Below are 15364 nucleotides of genomic sequence, written 5' to 3' on the forward strand. Positions count from 1 at the left end.
TATGGCCCAAGGAAAAAGTGAGAAAAAAATAAAATGGTGGCAGCTTTCCCTTTTTGGAGTTGGCTGTACAATAGGCACAGGTTTTTTTCTAGGGTCCAGCATTGCGATTCGAACAGCTGGCCCCTCTGTGTTGATCCTATTTATTATTGCTGCAATTGGAACTTATTTTGTCTATGATGGATTAGCTAAACTTACTGCAAAAAAGGCTGAAAAAGGGGCGTTTCGTACTTACGCAAAACAAGCATTCGGAAGATGGGCTGGCTTTAGTATAGGTTGGATTTACTGGAGTGCCGAAATGCTTATCATGGGAAGTCAGCTTACTGCATTGTCTATTTTTACTAAGTTTTGGTTCCCTGGTACCCCTTTATGGGTCTTTGCTGCAATTTATGGTGTATTAGGTTTAGCTGTATTGTTGATTGGTACAAGTGGAATTAACAAATTAGAGAATGTCTTTGCTCTCATCAAAATCTCGGCAATCCTTATGTTCATCGTAATTGCGGTATTAGCAGTAACAGGTGCTATCGATGGAACAAGGGATCCTCAACTGCCTCCTGAATATTTCCCGAAAGGAATAATGGGGCTCTGGTCCGCCTTGATTTTTGCGTTCTATGCCTTCGGTGGGATTGAAGTAATGGGATTAATGGCAACCCAGCTAAAGGACAAGAGTGAAGCACCAAAGGCTGGAAAGATGATGCTTCTTCTTCTAACCATCATTTATTTGGCTTCCGTTGGACTTGCTGTGATGCTCGTGTCGTGGAAAGTCTTCACAGGTGAAGAAAGTACATTTGTAGTTGCATTAGATAATTACAATATCCCATTAATTGCTGATATTTTTAATGGGGCCTTGATTATTGGAGGATTCTCCACAATGGTTGCTGCTCTATATGGGGTAACAAGTATTTTAGTGAACTTGTCAGAAGACGGAGATGCCCCAAAGATCTTTTCAAAAAAAGGGAAATTAAAGGTGCCATTACCAGCCTTTATTTTAACAGCATCCGGCCTACTTACTTCAATTATCTTTTCGCTTTTAATGCCAGATAGTATTTACGAATATGTAACGACTGGAGCAGGGCTCATGCTCTTATACAATTGGTTATTTATCCTCTTGTCTGCAAATCGACTCTTAAAGCCTGGATTTGTTGGGAAAATGAAATATTATCTTGGCGTGCTATTTATTTTACTTGCGGTTAGTGGAACATTGTTTAGTAAAGAAATTCGTCCAGGCTTTTTTATTAGTCTCGGGTTTATCGTGATTATCTTTATAGTTGCTTTTATTAAAAACAAAGGTAGTAAAAAGAAAGAGTCCAAGGGCATGGACACTTTATTTGAAAAACTTCAAAAAACTTAGTGACTTAGTAAAAGTTTTATACCTTGAAAACCAAAATAGATCCCAAAGCCCACGAGAGATAGCCCGGATACAATGGAAATCAGTGCTAATAGACGTGAGGTTAAGATCCTTCGAAAACTACTCGATACTGTTGCCATTGTTATATCCCATAGCAGTAGTCCACAAAAAATGGCTGCACTATAGAGGATTAGTTCGCTACTGGTTGAAGTTGAAGCTGTTTTGGCCAATACAGAGCCATAAATCCCTAACCAGAATAAAATAGTGAGCGGGTTTGTAATCGACATGATAAACCCAGAGAAAAAGGCTTTAAAAGCAGGTTCCTGGTTTCTGGAATTCTCCATCTTTATTTGTCCGGCACTTATCATGCTTTCAATACCTGTATAAAGCAATACAAAACAACCAAAAAGCCATAGAAACGTTTGGATAAATGGGGTATTGATGAAGGATACAAGACCTAAGTAAACAATTAGCATATATACTCCATCAGCGAGTACTGCACCAACACCAACGAGCCAGGCATGGAGGAAGCCGTATTTTATACCTCTATCTAATTGTGCAGCATTAACGGGACCAATGGGTGCTGCAAGGCTGAGACCTAATAGAACATAACTGAAAAGAACGCCCATTTTATTTACACCTCTTAAAAGACTTGTCTTAGGAATTGTATTCAAGAGGGAGAGCTTGTATCACTTTTTTTAAAGGAGATGACGAAATTGGATAATCTATTGAATCAACTTGTACAGTCCGTTGATGAAGCCGAGCATGCCGTAATTGAGTCACAAGGAAATGGTGACAGGGAGCGATTCCAGCATGCTCAAAACTTGGTAATGCAAGCGAAGGAACAATTGCGAGAAGTAGAAAATTCAGGCGTAACGGATGACCTGGCATATATACGCGCAAAAGCGCTGCTTCGTAGGTTAGAAGAAACACAGCGTGCAATCGAAGCAACGACAAAGTAGGTTGAGGCATAAAATCCTCTTCATAAAAAGACCGTCTCCCAAAGGAGGCGGTCCGCATACTATATCTAACTATTTCCACCTATAATACTCCTTAAACCATTTTACAAACTCTGTGAGTCCCTCATCGATTGAGGTTTTTGGCTGAAACCCGATGGCTTCATATAGATCAGTGATGTCGGCGTAGGTTTCTTTTACATCACCAAGTTGCATGGGATAGAGCTGAAGAATGGCTTGTTTTCCAATTGTTTCTTCTAATGTTCGGATGAAGTTAATTAAGGTGACAGGGCTGTTGTTGCCGATATTGTAGATTTTGTATGGAGCATTGCTCGAACTTGGATCAGGGCTCAAGGGATCCCATTTTGTATTATTAACGGGTGGATGATCAAGCAAACCAATAATCCCTTCCACGATATCATCAATATACGTAAAATCTCTACGCATATCCCCATTATTAAATACCTTAATCGGTTTGCCTTCCAAAATACTTCTTGTAAATGAATAGTAAGCCATATCAGGTCGGCCCCATGGACCATACACGGTAAAGAAACGAAGTCCAGTGGTTGGAATTTGAAACAAGTGACTGTACGTATGGGCCATTAGTTCATTGGATTTTTTCGTTGCGGCATATAAGCTTACAGGATGGTCGACATTATCCTTTGTTGAAAAGGGAATGTTCGAATTTGCACCATATACAGAGCTTGATGAGGCAAATAACAAATGATCCACCGGATAATGGCGACAAGCCTCTAAGATATTTAAGAAACCGACCAGGTTTGAATGGATATAGGAATAGGGATTGTATAAGCTATAGCGAACTCCTGCTTGAGCAGCAAGATTAATGACGATATTGATTTTTTCTTTATTAAATACATCATGCAACTTTTCTGAGTCAGCTAAATCGATTTGATAAAATGTGAAATTATTATTTTCTTTCAATAAAGATAATCTGTCTCTTTTTAGACGGACATCATAATACTTATTGAGATTATCTATCCCTATTACATGATAACCTTTAGATAGTAGGCGTTTTGAAACATGGAAACCAATGAAGCCTGCTGCACCAGTTACTAGAATACTCATGCTATGTTCAACCTTCCTCGGTTAACGGAATAGGTGTTTTGGTCCATTCATCATACGTTTTGGGATCAAAACTTTTTACCTGATTTAAAAATGATTCAAAAAATCCTCTTTCACGTAAGTCTTTAAATAATTCGAGTGGTCTACTTTGTTCACGAGTGAACGAATACACATGGTCCACCATTTTGAATCCATCTTTCGTGATAATGACATGGCGCAATGGAGTATCGATTTGTTTAAATCCTTCTTTCTTCATCGTTTTTAGGATATCAAGAAGTTGCCTTGTGACCTCTTCTGGAAGTTTAGATTGTTTCTTCAGATAGGTGTTTAAATCAGGGCCAGATAAATATTCCATCACGACGTAATTTTTCTTTGCCTCATGTACTTTTGGGATAAAGGATAGATGCTGACAGGATAATAAAACCTCTTGTTCTTGTTTAGCATGTGGAAGTTTCCCATATACCTTGACACAACTGTCCTCCGATAACCGATACACTGCACCTTGGTGTCCTTTCCCAATGAGTAATTGCGAGAGGGAGCTGTCGACCTTTACACTGCTACCTTTGTCTGGCATAACGAGCATTTTCTTAATGCTTATTTTTTTATTGAAAAATCGGTCCCATTCCTCGTAGGTATCTGGTTCCAGCTTTTGGACCTGCATGAGAAAGGAATCTTTTAAGAGTAGAAGTTTTAAATCGCGTATTAGTTTGATGGGAACGGGGTGGATTCGTTTAAAAGCATTAACATGGTCTACTACCTTCAATTCATTGTTTACAATGAAAATATGTCGAAGTGGTGCATCTACCATCGTAAACTTTGCCTTTTTAAATTCTTTCAACAAGTGTAGTAGTTTTCGAGTGATGTCTTCTGGCATGTACATACTTCCAAGTAGGTACTCTTTTAAAGTTGGGCCATTTAAATATTCCATGACAATATAATTTTTTCCAGTATCATATACATTTGGCATGAAGGGATTTTTTTTTGAAGCCTTGAGAGCTTCTTGCTCCATTTTCGCCTGAAGTGGATCCGCATAAATTTTCACACATTTGTCATCGGAAAGTTTAAATACGGCACCTTGTGATCCTTTTCCAATAAGGGGATAGGCAGTCGGATTATTAATTTCTAGTAATTTTTCACCCTTCGTTACGGTAATTGAAGTGAAGTCTTTCATTTCTTCCCTCCTAACAGTTCATCATAAAATTGAGCCTGCTGCTTTAATTGAGCAGATAACTCGAAGTTTTGTTCTACCTTTTGTCTTGCTGCGGTAGCGAATGGAAGCCATAATGACTGGTTCATTAGCATGTGTTCAAGTGCAAGAGCAAGTTCATCAATATTGTTCTCAGCCACTAAAAAGCCTTCTTCATTATGAGTAACTAGTTCTGGGATCCCTGCATGAGTTGTTGAGATGACAGGTAAACCAGTTGCCATTGCTTCTTTTACGGTATTTGGAATTCCTTCAACATCTCCATTGGATGCTGTGAGACTTGCTGCACAGAAGAGGTCAGCCTGTTTCATATGTTCAAATACTTGAGATTTAGGTAAATGTTGAAGCAATCGAAATGAATCTCCCAGATTCAGTTGGGTTGCTAAATTTTTGAGAGAATCCTCCATCGGGCCTCGACCGATAAGTGTCAATGTTGCATGCGGAAATTTTTCACGGATTCTTGCAAAAGCTTGAATTAAAACGTGATGCCCCTTTTTTTCTACTAATCTTCCGATGGAAAGTATATTTTGAGTTTCTCTAATCTCAGGTGGCCTATATTGAAATTGATTTAGGTCTACGCCTCCATACAATACTCGGACTTTTTCCGGAGGGCATCCCCAATCTTTAATTTGTTGAGCTAGATAGTTGCATACAGGGAAAAAAAGCTCCGTTTGTTCAAACAACATTTTCATATGATCTAAATAGGTGAAATGTTGATCTGCTAAGGTACCATCTCGCCCTCTTATACTCGTGACCATAGGGAGGCCGGTTTGTTCTTTAAAGGGAAGTAATAAAATTCCCAATTGTCCATGATGGGCATGAATTAGCGATGCTTTTTGTTTCTTTACAAATTTATTAGGTGAGTTTATTTCATTTAAATAGTGGACCTTATCATTTAGTAGGGACATATCTACCATATACTTAGGTTGACGTACTAGATGAATATAATCATATCCAGGAATATTTCGTATTTGTGGAATGTATTGGGTAGGGTCTACACGTAAGTTTAAATGGATTGCAGTAGGCAAATCTATCGACTCCTTCCTTTGTAGTAGTCTTTTCAATTACTCTATGCATGAAATTCAATAGTAGATTGGACAAAACTCCTATAAATAGATTTTTTTATATAGATATAGTTAGCCAGTGAAAGAAGAATTTAAAGAACAAATTAGATTTTTGAATGAAGAAACGAAAAAAGACGACCAAGTTCGGACTATATGCTTTTTTCTCATTTACTCGCCCTTTCTAATGTGGACAACTTCCTCTAAGACAGCGCGTGAATAAATTGAATAATAAGAGAAGGGGGGAGGCAACTAAATGATTAAAAAGGCTATTATTCCTGCAGCAGGGTTTGGTACACGAGGATTACCAATGACGAAGGTACTACCTAAAGAAATGCTCCCTATCGGAGGGCGCCCGGCAATTGATTACATTGTCGAGGAAGCTGTAAAAGCAGGTATTGAGCAAATCCTCATGATTGTCTCACGTACAAAAAATTTAATTGTGGATTATTATGATCGATCCCTAGAACTTGAAGCATTTTTAGAACAACAAAATAAAAAACATCTCCTCAATACTTTGCAACTCCCGAAAGTGAAAATTTATTATACGAGACAGTTCTACCCAAAAGGGTTAGGTCATGCCGTTTCATTAGCAAAGGATTTTATTGGTAATGAGCCATTTGCCATTTTGCTCCCTGATGAAATCTACCTTTCTAATAATCAAAACCCATTAGAGGAGTTAATAGACTCCTATAATGAATACGGGAAAAATGTGATCGCCTTACAACAGGTTGATGAAGCGCATTTGAAAAGCTATGGAGTTATTCAGGTGGAGAAAAAGGAAAAAGACCGACTCTATAAAATTTCTGATATTGTTGAAAAACCGAAAAGCAATCCACCCTCGAACCTTGCTGTTACAGGAAGATATATTTTGAAGCCAGACATCTTTTCTTGTTTAGAACAAACACAGCCTGGTGTCGGCTCAGAAGTTCAGTTAACAGATGCAATTAAGCTCATGCTTCAATCAGAACCAGCCTATGGAATTGAGGTTGCCAGTGAGCGATTTGATATTGCAAAGGAAGCTGAATATATAAGGCTTGTTCAAAAAATATTTACATTACAACAAGGAATAGAGGAGGAGTAAAGTGAATGTTTTAGTCATTGGAACAGGATATGTAGGAACTACCACAGGCCTTGTATTATGTGAAAAAGGACACAAGGTAATCGGCCTAGATATTGATGAAAAAAAGGTAAAGGCATTATCTAATGGTAGGCTTCATTTTTATGAGCAAGGCTTACCGGAATTATTAACGAAACATCTTACACAAAAGAATCTTTCATTTACAACGGACGCAAAAACAGCAATCCAAGAAAATGATTTTATTTTTATTTGTGTTGGTACACCAAAAAACGAAGATGGTAGTGCAAATCTTAGTGCAGTCTATTCTGTAGCTAAGATGATTGGAACCCATATGAACAAGTACAAAGTAGTGATTAATAAAAGTACAGTTCCAGTAGGAACAAATAGGAAGGTTGCAGCTGTGATTGAAGCAGAAAACAGGGAAATTCCTTTTGATGTAGTATCGAATCCAGAATTTTTAAGAGAAGGTTCTGCACTTTATGATGCCCTTCATCCCGATCGAGTGGTAATTGGCAGTTCTAGTCAAAAGGCGTTTGAGATGATGAACAAATTGTATGCAGGTGAAAAAGCCCCCATTATCGAAACAACTCCAAATGCTGCAGAACTTATTAAATATGCTTCGAATTCCTTTCTGGCTTTAAAAATTTCCTTTATTAATCAGCTTGCAAGACTATGTGACATCATAGGAGTGGATATTGATGAAATATCAAAAGGAATAGGTCTCGACCATAGGATAGGATCCCATTTCCTGAAAGCTGGAATTGGATATGGGGGTTCATGCTTTCCTAAAGATGTAAGCGCATTGATCACCATTGCTAAAGAACAAGGAATGAATTTATCGATCTTGGAAGAGGTAGAGTCTATAAACAAAACACAGCCATTTTATTTTTTGAAGAAAGTTGATGAGAAAATAGGTGGATTGAAGAATAAAAGCATTGCTGTACTAGGCATAGCCTTTAAGCCAGGAACAGATGATACAAGGGAATCACCTAGTTTAGTCTTACTTGATGAGCTTGTAAGTAAAGGCTGTGTTGTAAAAGTACATGATCCAATTGTGACACTCCGAAACCCTGGTGTGGAGCAATGTAAGGATGTATTTGAGACAGTAGACGGAGTGGATGCCGTATTATTGATTACAGATTGGGAGGAGTATACGCAGTTAGATTGGGGGAAGGTGAAAAAAGCTGTAAAGCAGCCATTCGTCTTCGATGGAAGAAATGTTCTAAATAAACAAGAACTTGAAAACCTTGGATTCCATTATGAAGGAATCGGAAAATCATAGTCCTTCATACAAAATTGGTCATCATGTAAAACCCGTGATGACCATATTTTATTTATAGGGGTCCGACGAGTGCTAATTACCTTTTAACCCCCTAGGAAATTAACGGTTTTACCAAAGGTGTTTTTGTAAAAAGGAGGAGTTAGTTTGTCTGTTTTTGAATTCATTTTACTAGGCTTAGCCAGTTTTCGCCTTACAAGGTTATTGGTGTTTGATAAAATTACAGAATTTATTCGTAGTCCTTTTCATGAGGTAATTGAAGAGGAACTACCTGACGGGACAATAGAAGAATATATAAAGCTTAAAGGGACTGGAGTAAGAAGATGGATTGGTGAACTATTAAGCTGCTATTGGTGTACAGGAATTTGGTCAACAGCATTCCTCTATCTTCTATATGAATTTTATTTACCCCTTTCTGAACCGCTTATTTTTATTTTCGCAATCGCAGGCCTTGCATCCATCATTGAAACCTGTGTTACGAGACTATTAAATTAGGGTTTTCGTTTACTAGGTAAAATACACAATTTCCCATAAATAAACTCATGTCCATACAATTTATAGACTTATTCCATATAGTAGGAATTAGGAACAGTAAAGAGGTGAGAATATGGGGAAAAATGGTTCATTTAAAAACAATGACAATCAGAGCCAGGTGGAACGCTCAAACCAAGACGGTTTAAACCAAGAACCGTCAAACAGAGAAAATATATTTAGCGTGAATGCACCAGGTGGTGTATCCATTCAAGTTTTGGGTATGGATATAAAGATGAGTGATTTGGACATTACAATTGGACCTGATGCAAACATTAGCGATATTCAAAGTATCTTCGATCAACTTAGTAGAAGAGGATAATTCGAACGAATGTCCTCAGCTTTATTAACGAATGTATCAAAAATGATACATTCGTTTTTTTTGACTAGGAACGTAAAGGCACAATTTCATTTGCCCTTTTTCAACAATGAATGGACAAACACACTGCCAACTTTATTAAAAATGTATAACTTAAAGTATTGAGTTGGGAGGTGAAATATATGGGGAAGAAGGAAAAAGATAAGTCAAAAAAATACGATGAAATCCGGGCAATTGTAAGAGAAGAATTGGAAACTGTACTACAAAATCTCTCTGGCAATATTCAATTTAGTTTTAATCCACCAGTAGAAGAAGAACAAACTGAAACAGCAGACACAACAGAAGGGACCGAAGACCAAAATCCCACAGAAGAACAAGTTGATGCAAAATCTGACTCCACTAACCTGGAAAAGTCATAAGTTAGGAATGAAAGGGCTGCTTGCGAATTAAAGCAAGACAGTCTTTTCATAAATAAGTTAAACAAAAATTGGTATTTCTAATTAATCTGTCCTACACAAGTAGAAATCCCAAGAATACTATACATTGATAGACTTTTACAAACAAAAATTTGTAAGGCTTTTTATAAAAAATGGAACGAAATAAGTTGTGAGGTGAAATTGAATTGAATAAACAAGTGAATGTAGACTGTAAGGAAATAGAGACCTATGTAAAAAACATTACTGTTCAAGCACACGAGGACGCTGAAGTGACAGTCCTAAATAATAATACATCACTTAAAATGATTGGAAAAGGCGTACATGGGGCCGTATTCCAAGCAAATGAAGATGTCTGTATTAAAGTATATGGGGAAGAAGATGTTTGTGCCAGAGAGCTTTATGCGTTAAGTCTTGGTCAACATACCACTCTTTTTCCAAAAGTATTCTGTAGTGGTCCTAAATATATTGCCATGGAAATGGTATATGGAATCGACTTGCGTGAATATTTACAATCCCAACCATTAACCAAAAACCTATCTGTTAAACTAATAGATCTTTTAACCACATATAAACAAATTGGTCTTGAAAGAATTGACCATCATAAGCGCCATATTTTTGTGCAGGAAGATGGAAATTTAAAGGTTCTTGACGTAGGTACAACAGTATGGAGAAATCGCGTCTATCCATACCCTCGAAAACTCTTAAATAGCCTAGGAGATCAATATCGAGAGATGTTTTTAGAACATGTAAAAGAAATGGCTCCCGCACTCCATGAAGAATGGCAGAAGTATATCGAAATGGAAAAATATGCAACAGCATTACATGAAAAATTCTTTGCTCAAGAGGATGTATCGCTTAAGAAGCTTAAAAAAGAAGAAAAGATTCTACGAACAGGCGACAATGAATGGGATTCAAAAATCGAAGATCTCGTGAGAAAAGTTCATAAAGAACAATGGATTAAAGCCCTTACTGCACAAGGAGTAGACATCGAATATGTAAAGGCAAATGCGAAAGAGCTTGAACGAGAATATATTTATGGCGATAAAAAGAAAAAGAAGGACAAAAAAGGAAGTTCTTTGTCAGATATGGGTGGTAAGAAGAAAGCAAGAGTTTTCACTTCTTCTAAAAAGAAACGCAAAAAGAAATAGTATATGAATTGTAAGAATCTAAAGAAAGGAGGCTAATTTTGAAAGTACTAGTGATTTGGCGCTTATTGACCGTTGGTGGAGTGAATGCAGGCTGGCGCAATCGCGCCGTTTATTTTAAAAAATATGGCATTGAAACTGATTTTATGTATGTAAAAGACCTTGGTGGCATGCATATCATGGAGGATGTAGCAACTGTTTATTTAACCGATGATAAAGAGGAAATTGTAAATATTATTGAAAAGAACAAGTATGATGTAATCATTATTTGTGATACAAAAAAGGGCTTTAAATGGATTCGTAAGGCGAATTACAAAGGGCCGTTATTACTTGAGGCGCGTACTCCAGAAATAATCAAACTAGATCGCCATCTTCCAGATTTTGATTCCGTTCAACCGGACCGTATTATTGTCCCCTCCCATCACCAAAAGCGCCTCGCATCGATATTAATCGATTCAAATGCACCCTATGAGGTAATCTACAACGGGATTAATACCGAATTCTTTAAACCACTAAATCCAGAGGATATCCACTTAAATAAGGAACCTATCATTCCAAAGGGAAGAAAGGTAGTTGCCTATATCGGGAGACTCGATGGCCGAAAAAACTGGAAACTATTAATGGAAATAGCTCATCTTATTAATAGTGAGCGGGAAGACATTGAAATTTGGATCATCGGTGGGGACAAAAGTGTTCAAAAGGATGAATTTGTGGCCTATTGGAAGAATCATGGATTAACAGATATCGTTAAATGGTATCCGGTTGTCCCATATCAGGAAATGCCACATATGTACTCTAAAGTTAGACAATCCGGTGGGTGTACGATTGCAACGACTAAGGGAGAGTCGTTTGGGAATACGTTTATCGAATCCATGGCTTGTGGGGTACCGGTCGTTGCGCCAGGGATCTCATCCATTCCTGAAATAGTTGAGGACGGTAAGACTGGCTTATTATATATCGAGGAAAATGCGCGTGATGCTGCAAAAAAAATCTATCAAATTGTGGATGCACCTGAATATTATCAAACATTATCTGCTAATGCTCGGAAACGGGTTGAGGATAATTTTTCAATCGAAACATGCGCTGAAAGCTATATTAAATTACTTCGAGAATTGACTGGAGGTGACGGACATCCAACCAACTAAATACCATCAATTATATGAAGGGAAATCCAATAACGCACATCTTATTTCTTTTGATAATGGAAAACAGTATATAGTGAAATTTTTTAAGGAAGGCCAAGATAAGGTATTGTTTAACGAATGGGTTGGGTATTCAATTGCACGCTATTTACAGCTTCCAGTCCCTCCAAGCCGCTTTGTACAAATTCCTGAATCATTCTATAGTGAATTAACCGGTGGCGAGCTTGTAAAGGTTACGAATACACAGTTTGCCATTGAATATATTCCAAACTGTCAAAACGCGCATGAATTGACATCCCCAAATGTCATTAATCGCAGCCAGCTTGCCGGAATTATCATTATGGATTACTGGCTCTATAATCTGGATCGGACTAGGAAAAATGTGCTTTTTAAAGAAACACCTGAAGGAAATCACATGCTGTATATTATTGATCATGCAGACCTTTTTGGTTCATATGCTTGGGATAGTTCAAATCTCTCCACATACTGTAGGAAGCTAATGAAAAGTGCGACACATGAATTAATCGCTAGTTTCATTCCAGATGAGAAAGATTTTTATGACCAATTGTCCATCATACAATCAATCCCAATCCATTTATTAAATGAAATTGTCGCTTTCACACCAGAAGACTGGGGCGTTACCGAGGATGATAAAAAACGAGTTGTCGATTATTTAGTGTGCCGTCGAGATATGGTTTTATCTAAATTGATAAGGGACTTTATCAAATCACGATATCGACCGCTTCATTCTAAATCTTAAAAGGACAGCTTGCGATGCTGTCCTTTTTTAATACCAATTTTTAGGGGGAATTGTAATTGCTCTCGTATACAAAGGTGAAAATTGGTGATTCGAATCATTGTATATACGTCAATGAACAAACAAATAAGGGGAGGCAGTTGGTAGCTAGTAATGGGATGTTACATCCAAAGGTTACAGAAATATGGAGAACAACGGCAACCAAATTCTTTCCTGATCTGGTTCTTGATATAGGGGCCGGATATGGTGATGTTTTGTTTTCAACAGAGTACAATAAGGATGCCAAAATTGTAGGAATTGAAGCAAATAAAGATTACGAACCTGGGTTTATACAGTCTCAAAATGAACACCTTAACAGAAAGCAAATCGAGCTTAAATACTCCTTAGGCCAACTTGAATCAAATGAGATTAAGTGCAGGAAGTTGCTTTTTATAATGAATCTGCATGGAAATGAGAGAGAAGGTCTTAAAACACTTGAAAAGCTTACAAAAGGCTGTGAATCTGTTGTAGGAATACTCGATTTCAACAGTATCTATCTAGAAGAAAATGGTACAAGAATCGATGAACTTCTTTCGTATGTAAAAACTCATTATGAGGTATTTGTACTAAAATCCACTAACAAATTAATCAAATTGCAGCCTCTAACATATCCCATTCTAAAAAGAACCCTCAAAAAACCATATATTATTACCGATTTATTGCTAGTTTCAGATGCAAATCTAGTAAGTCTATTAGGCTATAAAAGATCAATCAATTATTTAGATAGAGGACAATACTACCTAAAGGAATGAAATGTCCTTCATAACCGTGATGAAGGACATGAACATTTTAGTAGTTTACAATAATCTTATTAAGCGAAAAGGACCCCTTTGGCAGTTCCTTGCTATAGACAAATCCGTCTACAACAACAGATTGGCTTTCCTCATTTTTCATTAGGGTAATATCAAATTGGGGGAAAATAATGGTTTCGTTAGGTTCTAGGGGGTCTAAATCTGCATATTTTATCCAATATTCTCCGTTCTCCTTGATTTTTTCTTTCCAGTTTTCATGCAAAAAGACCCAGTCAATTTCGGTATAAACAAAGTTATGAGATTTCTTTGTGCCAATTTTTCCGCTAAGGGTACCGGCATCGATAGGTGTCAGTTTGACGCAAACAATTATGTCATGTAAGGGAGCGGTGCCTGTGTTTTTAATAATAAAATCACCGATAATGGTAATATCATCTTCCTCCGTATTTGGTAAGAGAGTCGAATAGGCAAAATGAGCCTGAATACGGGGAAAGGTTTCAAGCGTATTTTGTCTTGGCTCCTCAACCAGAGGTTTAGAAGATACAACTTTTTGTTGGAGCTGGGAAGAACGTTGTTTTTCCTCCTCAAGTTCTACTTCAAGCTGCATGATTTTTTCCTTTAACTTATAAATTTCCTTTTGGTACGTCTCTATTTGTTGATCCTCAATTGTATATAATTTTTCTTGTAAATACTGATTTCGGACCTTTTCTTTTTCTATACTAGCCTGTAGGGATTTCAGTTTGTGCTCGTAGGATACAATTTCGGACTGGTAATGAATAATACGTTGTTTTAGTTGGATACTGTCTTCTGGCCGTCCCTGGTGCTGTCTGTGTTTCACATGTATCCCTCCTCTCCCTTACAAGTTATGTAAGAATCGCAGAATTTGTGTTTTTGGATCATAAAAATATCGTACAAATAATAAAACAGAAAAAATAAACTAGACTGTTGAAATTTCAACAGTCTAGTTTAACCAGGTTCACTTAGTGTGCAGGAAAAACTTCTGGACATTGTGGAGGGAATTTTTCTGTCGGACATAATACAATTTCTTCTAGAATTTCTTCACGTGGTTGGCAGTGTCTAGCTTCGATTTCTAGCTTTACATCAGCCTCAGTTTGAACTTCTAGGCAAAGTGTTAGATTGATGTCAAGTTGTTGGATGTCTTCTTCACAAATTAACGTTGCATCACATTCAGCCAATGATACATGTACATTTAGGTCTGTACCTTCAGGAGCACATAATAAGAATGTTTGCGTTGTTACGAATGGAATTGGAGTTTTTGTCATACATACAACATTATCCATATCATCTAGAATTTCGACTCCGATAAAGCCTCTGATTAGAGTTTTCACTCTTTGTAGTGTCACTTGATCACCATTCGGTAATGTTACAGTAACAGGTTGGCGTTGACCAATTTCTTGAACCATAACTTGATTATCCTCTTGGAAACCAGTGTCAATCGGATTCCCCATTGAATCACTTAAGAAGCAATTTACTGATACTGTGTCAAATTGCTCTAGAAAAGTACAAAGTTCTTCTAGTGTGCGTTCTGATTGACCATTGCATTTGAATTTTACAGGAAGGTTGTTAGTGAATGAAAGATTTACGTCAATCTGGCGAGTAATCCAGTCATATATTTTTCTTGTCAGTATACAAACTCGTTCTGTGTCTCTGTCTCTATCTTTATGCTTATAACCCACTTGTGTGTTCCTCCTTTTTGTTGTAATAACCCTTTGGGTATTGGGGCTACTGTATAGTATGTAAAAGCTAGTCATGTGTGCTGTGACATTAGCGGAATTTTGCTCATATGATATGAAGAAACAATCACAAGAGGAGGGGCAAAAAATGAACCGAATTTCTAGTAATCCTGTGATCCTACAGCAAAAAATTATTCATTTACAGGCGGAGCTATCCAAATATAAATCCACCCAAAAGGACAAATTACTTTTCGAAAATCAAAAATTGAGGGAACAAATTAATCAATTACGATCTGAAAATGAGCTACTTAAAAAACAGTTTGTATCATCTAATATCCGCGAATCAACACAAAAGCGACCAGCTGAACCGAACAATAAAATCCAGAAACGTCCGGTGAATCCAGAAACAGAGAGTGTTGAAAATGGGTGGTTTTTTAGTAATCTCATCCATGAAAGCAATAAAAAATAAGCAGAACGTGGAAAACATTATGGTCTGACGGGACATATACTAACACTATACCAATCTATGGAGGAATTAACAT

At 37.2% G+C, this 15364-nt stretch carries 18 protein-coding genes; 12 read left to right on the forward strand and 6 right to left on the reverse strand.

All coding sequences use genetic code 11. The annotated features are described in order from the left end of the window. Position 1: 1 nt before the first annotated feature. A complete protein-coding gene (locus tag ACFSFW_RS06085; RefSeq protein ID WP_388036121.1) occupies positions 2-1348 on the forward strand; it encodes an amino acid permease in 1347 nt (448 codons plus the stop codon). Here ACFSFW_RS06085 and ACFSFW_RS06090 read toward each other — a convergent pair. Then, the gene (locus ACFSFW_RS06090) at positions 1345-1974 is read right to left on the reverse strand and encodes a LysE family translocator (protein WP_388036124.1); all 630 of its coding nucleotides are present in this window, start codon (positions 1972-1974) and stop codon (positions 1345-1347) included. The genes ACFSFW_RS06085 and ACFSFW_RS06090 overlap by 4 nt on opposite strands. Positions 1975-2061: 87 nt before the next feature. Here ACFSFW_RS06090 and ACFSFW_RS06095 point away from each other — a divergent pair, with 87 nt between their 5' ends. Further along, positions 2062-2307 (forward strand): hypothetical protein, encoded by a 246-nt coding sequence (locus tag ACFSFW_RS06095; RefSeq protein ID WP_388036127.1) that lies wholly within the window; start codon positions 2062-2064, stop codon positions 2305-2307. A gap of 69 nt (positions 2308-2376) precedes the next feature. Here ACFSFW_RS06095 and ACFSFW_RS06100 read toward each other — a convergent pair whose 3' ends face one another. From ACFSFW_RS06100 to ACFSFW_RS06110, 3 genes are read right to left on the reverse strand one after another with little or no spacing between them, the layout of a single operon-like run. Then, positions 2377-3387, reverse strand: coding sequence for an NAD-dependent epimerase (locus ACFSFW_RS06100; RefSeq protein WP_388036130.1), 1011 nt, complete (start codon positions 3385-3387; stop codon positions 2377-2379). 7 nt (positions 3388-3394) lie between these two features. After that, positions 3395-4555, reverse strand: a complete 1161-nt coding sequence (locus ACFSFW_RS06105; protein WP_388036133.1) for a hypothetical protein — start codon at positions 4553-4555, stop codon at positions 3395-3397. After that, positions 4552-5616 carry a glycosyltransferase gene (locus ACFSFW_RS06110; protein WP_388036136.1) on the reverse strand — a complete coding sequence of 355 codons (1065 nt, stop codon included), beginning with the start codon at positions 5614-5616 and terminating at the stop codon, positions 4552-4554. The genes ACFSFW_RS06105 and ACFSFW_RS06110 overlap by 4 nt, the downstream gene beginning before the upstream one ends. 289 nt (positions 5617-5905) lie before the next feature. Here ACFSFW_RS06110 and ACFSFW_RS06115 point away from each other — a divergent pair, with 289 nt between their 5' ends. From ACFSFW_RS06115 to ACFSFW_RS06155, 9 genes are all read left to right on the forward strand, one after another. Further along, the gene (locus ACFSFW_RS06115) at positions 5906-6733 is read left to right on the forward strand and encodes a UTP--glucose-1-phosphate uridylyltransferase (protein ID WP_388036139.1); all 828 of its coding nucleotides are present in this window, start codon (positions 5906-5908) and stop codon (positions 6731-6733) included. A 1-nt stretch (position 6734) separates the two neighbouring features. Next, the gene (locus ACFSFW_RS06120; protein WP_388036142.1) at positions 6735-8012 is read left to right on the forward strand and encodes a UDP-glucose dehydrogenase family protein; all 1278 of its coding nucleotides are present in this window, start codon (positions 6735-6737) and stop codon (positions 8010-8012) included. A 144-nt stretch (positions 8013-8156) separates the two neighbouring features. Then, on the forward strand, positions 8157-8504 hold the full coding sequence (locus ACFSFW_RS06125) for a DUF1360 domain-containing protein (RefSeq protein ID WP_388036145.1): 348 nt from the start codon (positions 8157-8159) through the stop codon (positions 8502-8504). Positions 8505-8616: 112 nt separating this feature from the next. Beyond that, entirely contained in the window at positions 8617-8862 is a 246-nt protein-coding gene (locus ACFSFW_RS06130) for a hypothetical protein (RefSeq protein ID WP_099364307.1), read from the forward strand. A 179-nt stretch (positions 8863-9041) separates the two neighbouring features. Continuing rightward, positions 9042-9278: a hypothetical protein gene (locus ACFSFW_RS06135; protein WP_388036148.1), complete on the forward strand. Its 237-nt coding sequence runs from the start codon at positions 9042-9044 to the stop codon at positions 9276-9278. A 203-nt stretch (positions 9279-9481) separates the two neighbouring features. After that, on the forward strand, positions 9482-10444 hold the full coding sequence (locus ACFSFW_RS06140) for a protein kinase family protein (protein WP_388036151.1): 963 nt from the start codon (positions 9482-9484) through the stop codon (positions 10442-10444). Between the two features lie 38 nt (positions 10445-10482). Beyond that, positions 10483-11586, forward strand: coding sequence for a glycosyltransferase family 4 protein (locus tag ACFSFW_RS06145; RefSeq protein WP_304212980.1), 1104 nt, complete (start codon positions 10483-10485; stop codon positions 11584-11586). Further along, positions 11564-12343 (forward strand): HipA family kinase, encoded by a 780-nt coding sequence (locus ACFSFW_RS06150; protein ID WP_369695621.1) that lies wholly within the window; start codon positions 11564-11566, stop codon positions 12341-12343. The genes ACFSFW_RS06145 and ACFSFW_RS06150 overlap by 23 nt, the downstream gene beginning before the upstream one ends. A 56-nt stretch (positions 12344-12399) precedes the next feature. Further along, on the forward strand, positions 12400-13131 hold the full coding sequence (locus tag ACFSFW_RS06155) for a hypothetical protein (protein ID WP_388036155.1): 732 nt from the start codon (positions 12400-12402) through the stop codon (positions 13129-13131). Positions 13132-13168: 37 nt separating this feature from the next. Here the strand turns inward: ACFSFW_RS06155 and ACFSFW_RS06160 are convergent, their stop codons facing one another. Beyond that, positions 13169-13966 carry a hypothetical protein gene (locus ACFSFW_RS06160; protein ID WP_388036158.1) on the reverse strand — a complete coding sequence of 266 codons (798 nt, stop codon included), beginning with the start codon at positions 13964-13966 and terminating at the stop codon, positions 13169-13171. Between the two features lie 142 nt (positions 13967-14108). Continuing rightward, positions 14109-14825 (reverse strand): BMQ_0737 family morphogenetic spore coat protein, encoded by a 717-nt coding sequence (locus ACFSFW_RS06165; RefSeq protein WP_388036161.1) that lies wholly within the window; start codon positions 14823-14825, stop codon positions 14109-14111. Between the two features lie 145 nt (positions 14826-14970). Between ACFSFW_RS06165 and ACFSFW_RS06170 the strand changes: the two genes are divergently transcribed. Beyond that, entirely contained in the window at positions 14971-15291 is a 321-nt protein-coding gene (locus ACFSFW_RS06170; RefSeq protein ID WP_388036164.1) for a hypothetical protein, read from the forward strand. Positions 15292-15364: the final 73 nt, after the last annotated feature.

The sequence above is a fragment of the Ferdinandcohnia salidurans genome, assembly GCF_042680725.1.
Taxonomy (GTDB): domain Bacteria; phylum Bacillota; class Bacilli; order Bacillales; family Bacillaceae_L; genus Ferdinandcohnia; species Ferdinandcohnia salidurans.

Bases quoted from the DNA above. Each gene is read 5' to 3' on its own strand.
- ACFSFW_RS06130 (WP_099364307.1), top strand. From the start codon at position 8,617: ATGGGGAAAAATGGTTCATTTAAAAACAATGACAATCAGAGCCAGGTG.
- ACFSFW_RS06090 (WP_388036124.1), bottom strand. From the start codon at position 1,974: ATGGGCGTTCTTTTCAGTTATGTTCTATTAGGTCTCAGCCTTGCAGCA.
- ACFSFW_RS06100 (WP_388036130.1), bottom strand. From the start codon at position 3,387: ATGAGTATTCTAGTAACTGGTGCAGCAGGCTTCATTGGTTTCCATGTT.
- ACFSFW_RS06170 (WP_388036164.1), top strand. From the start codon at position 14,971: ATGAACCGAATTTCTAGTAATCCTGTGATCCTACAGCAAAAAATTATT.
- ACFSFW_RS06135 (WP_388036148.1), top strand. From the start codon at position 9,042: ATGGGGAAGAAGGAAAAAGATAAGTCAAAAAAATACGATGAAATCCGG.
- ACFSFW_RS06115 (WP_388036139.1), top strand. From the start codon at position 5,906: ATGATTAAAAAGGCTATTATTCCTGCAGCAGGGTTTGGTACACGAGGA.
- ACFSFW_RS06105 (WP_388036133.1), bottom strand. From the start codon at position 4,555: ATGAAAGACTTCACTTCAATTACCGTAACGAAGGGTGAAAAATTACTA.
- ACFSFW_RS06085 (WP_388036121.1), top strand. From the start codon at position 2: ATGGCCCAAGGAAAAAGTGAGAAAAAAATAAAATGGTGGCAGCTTTCC.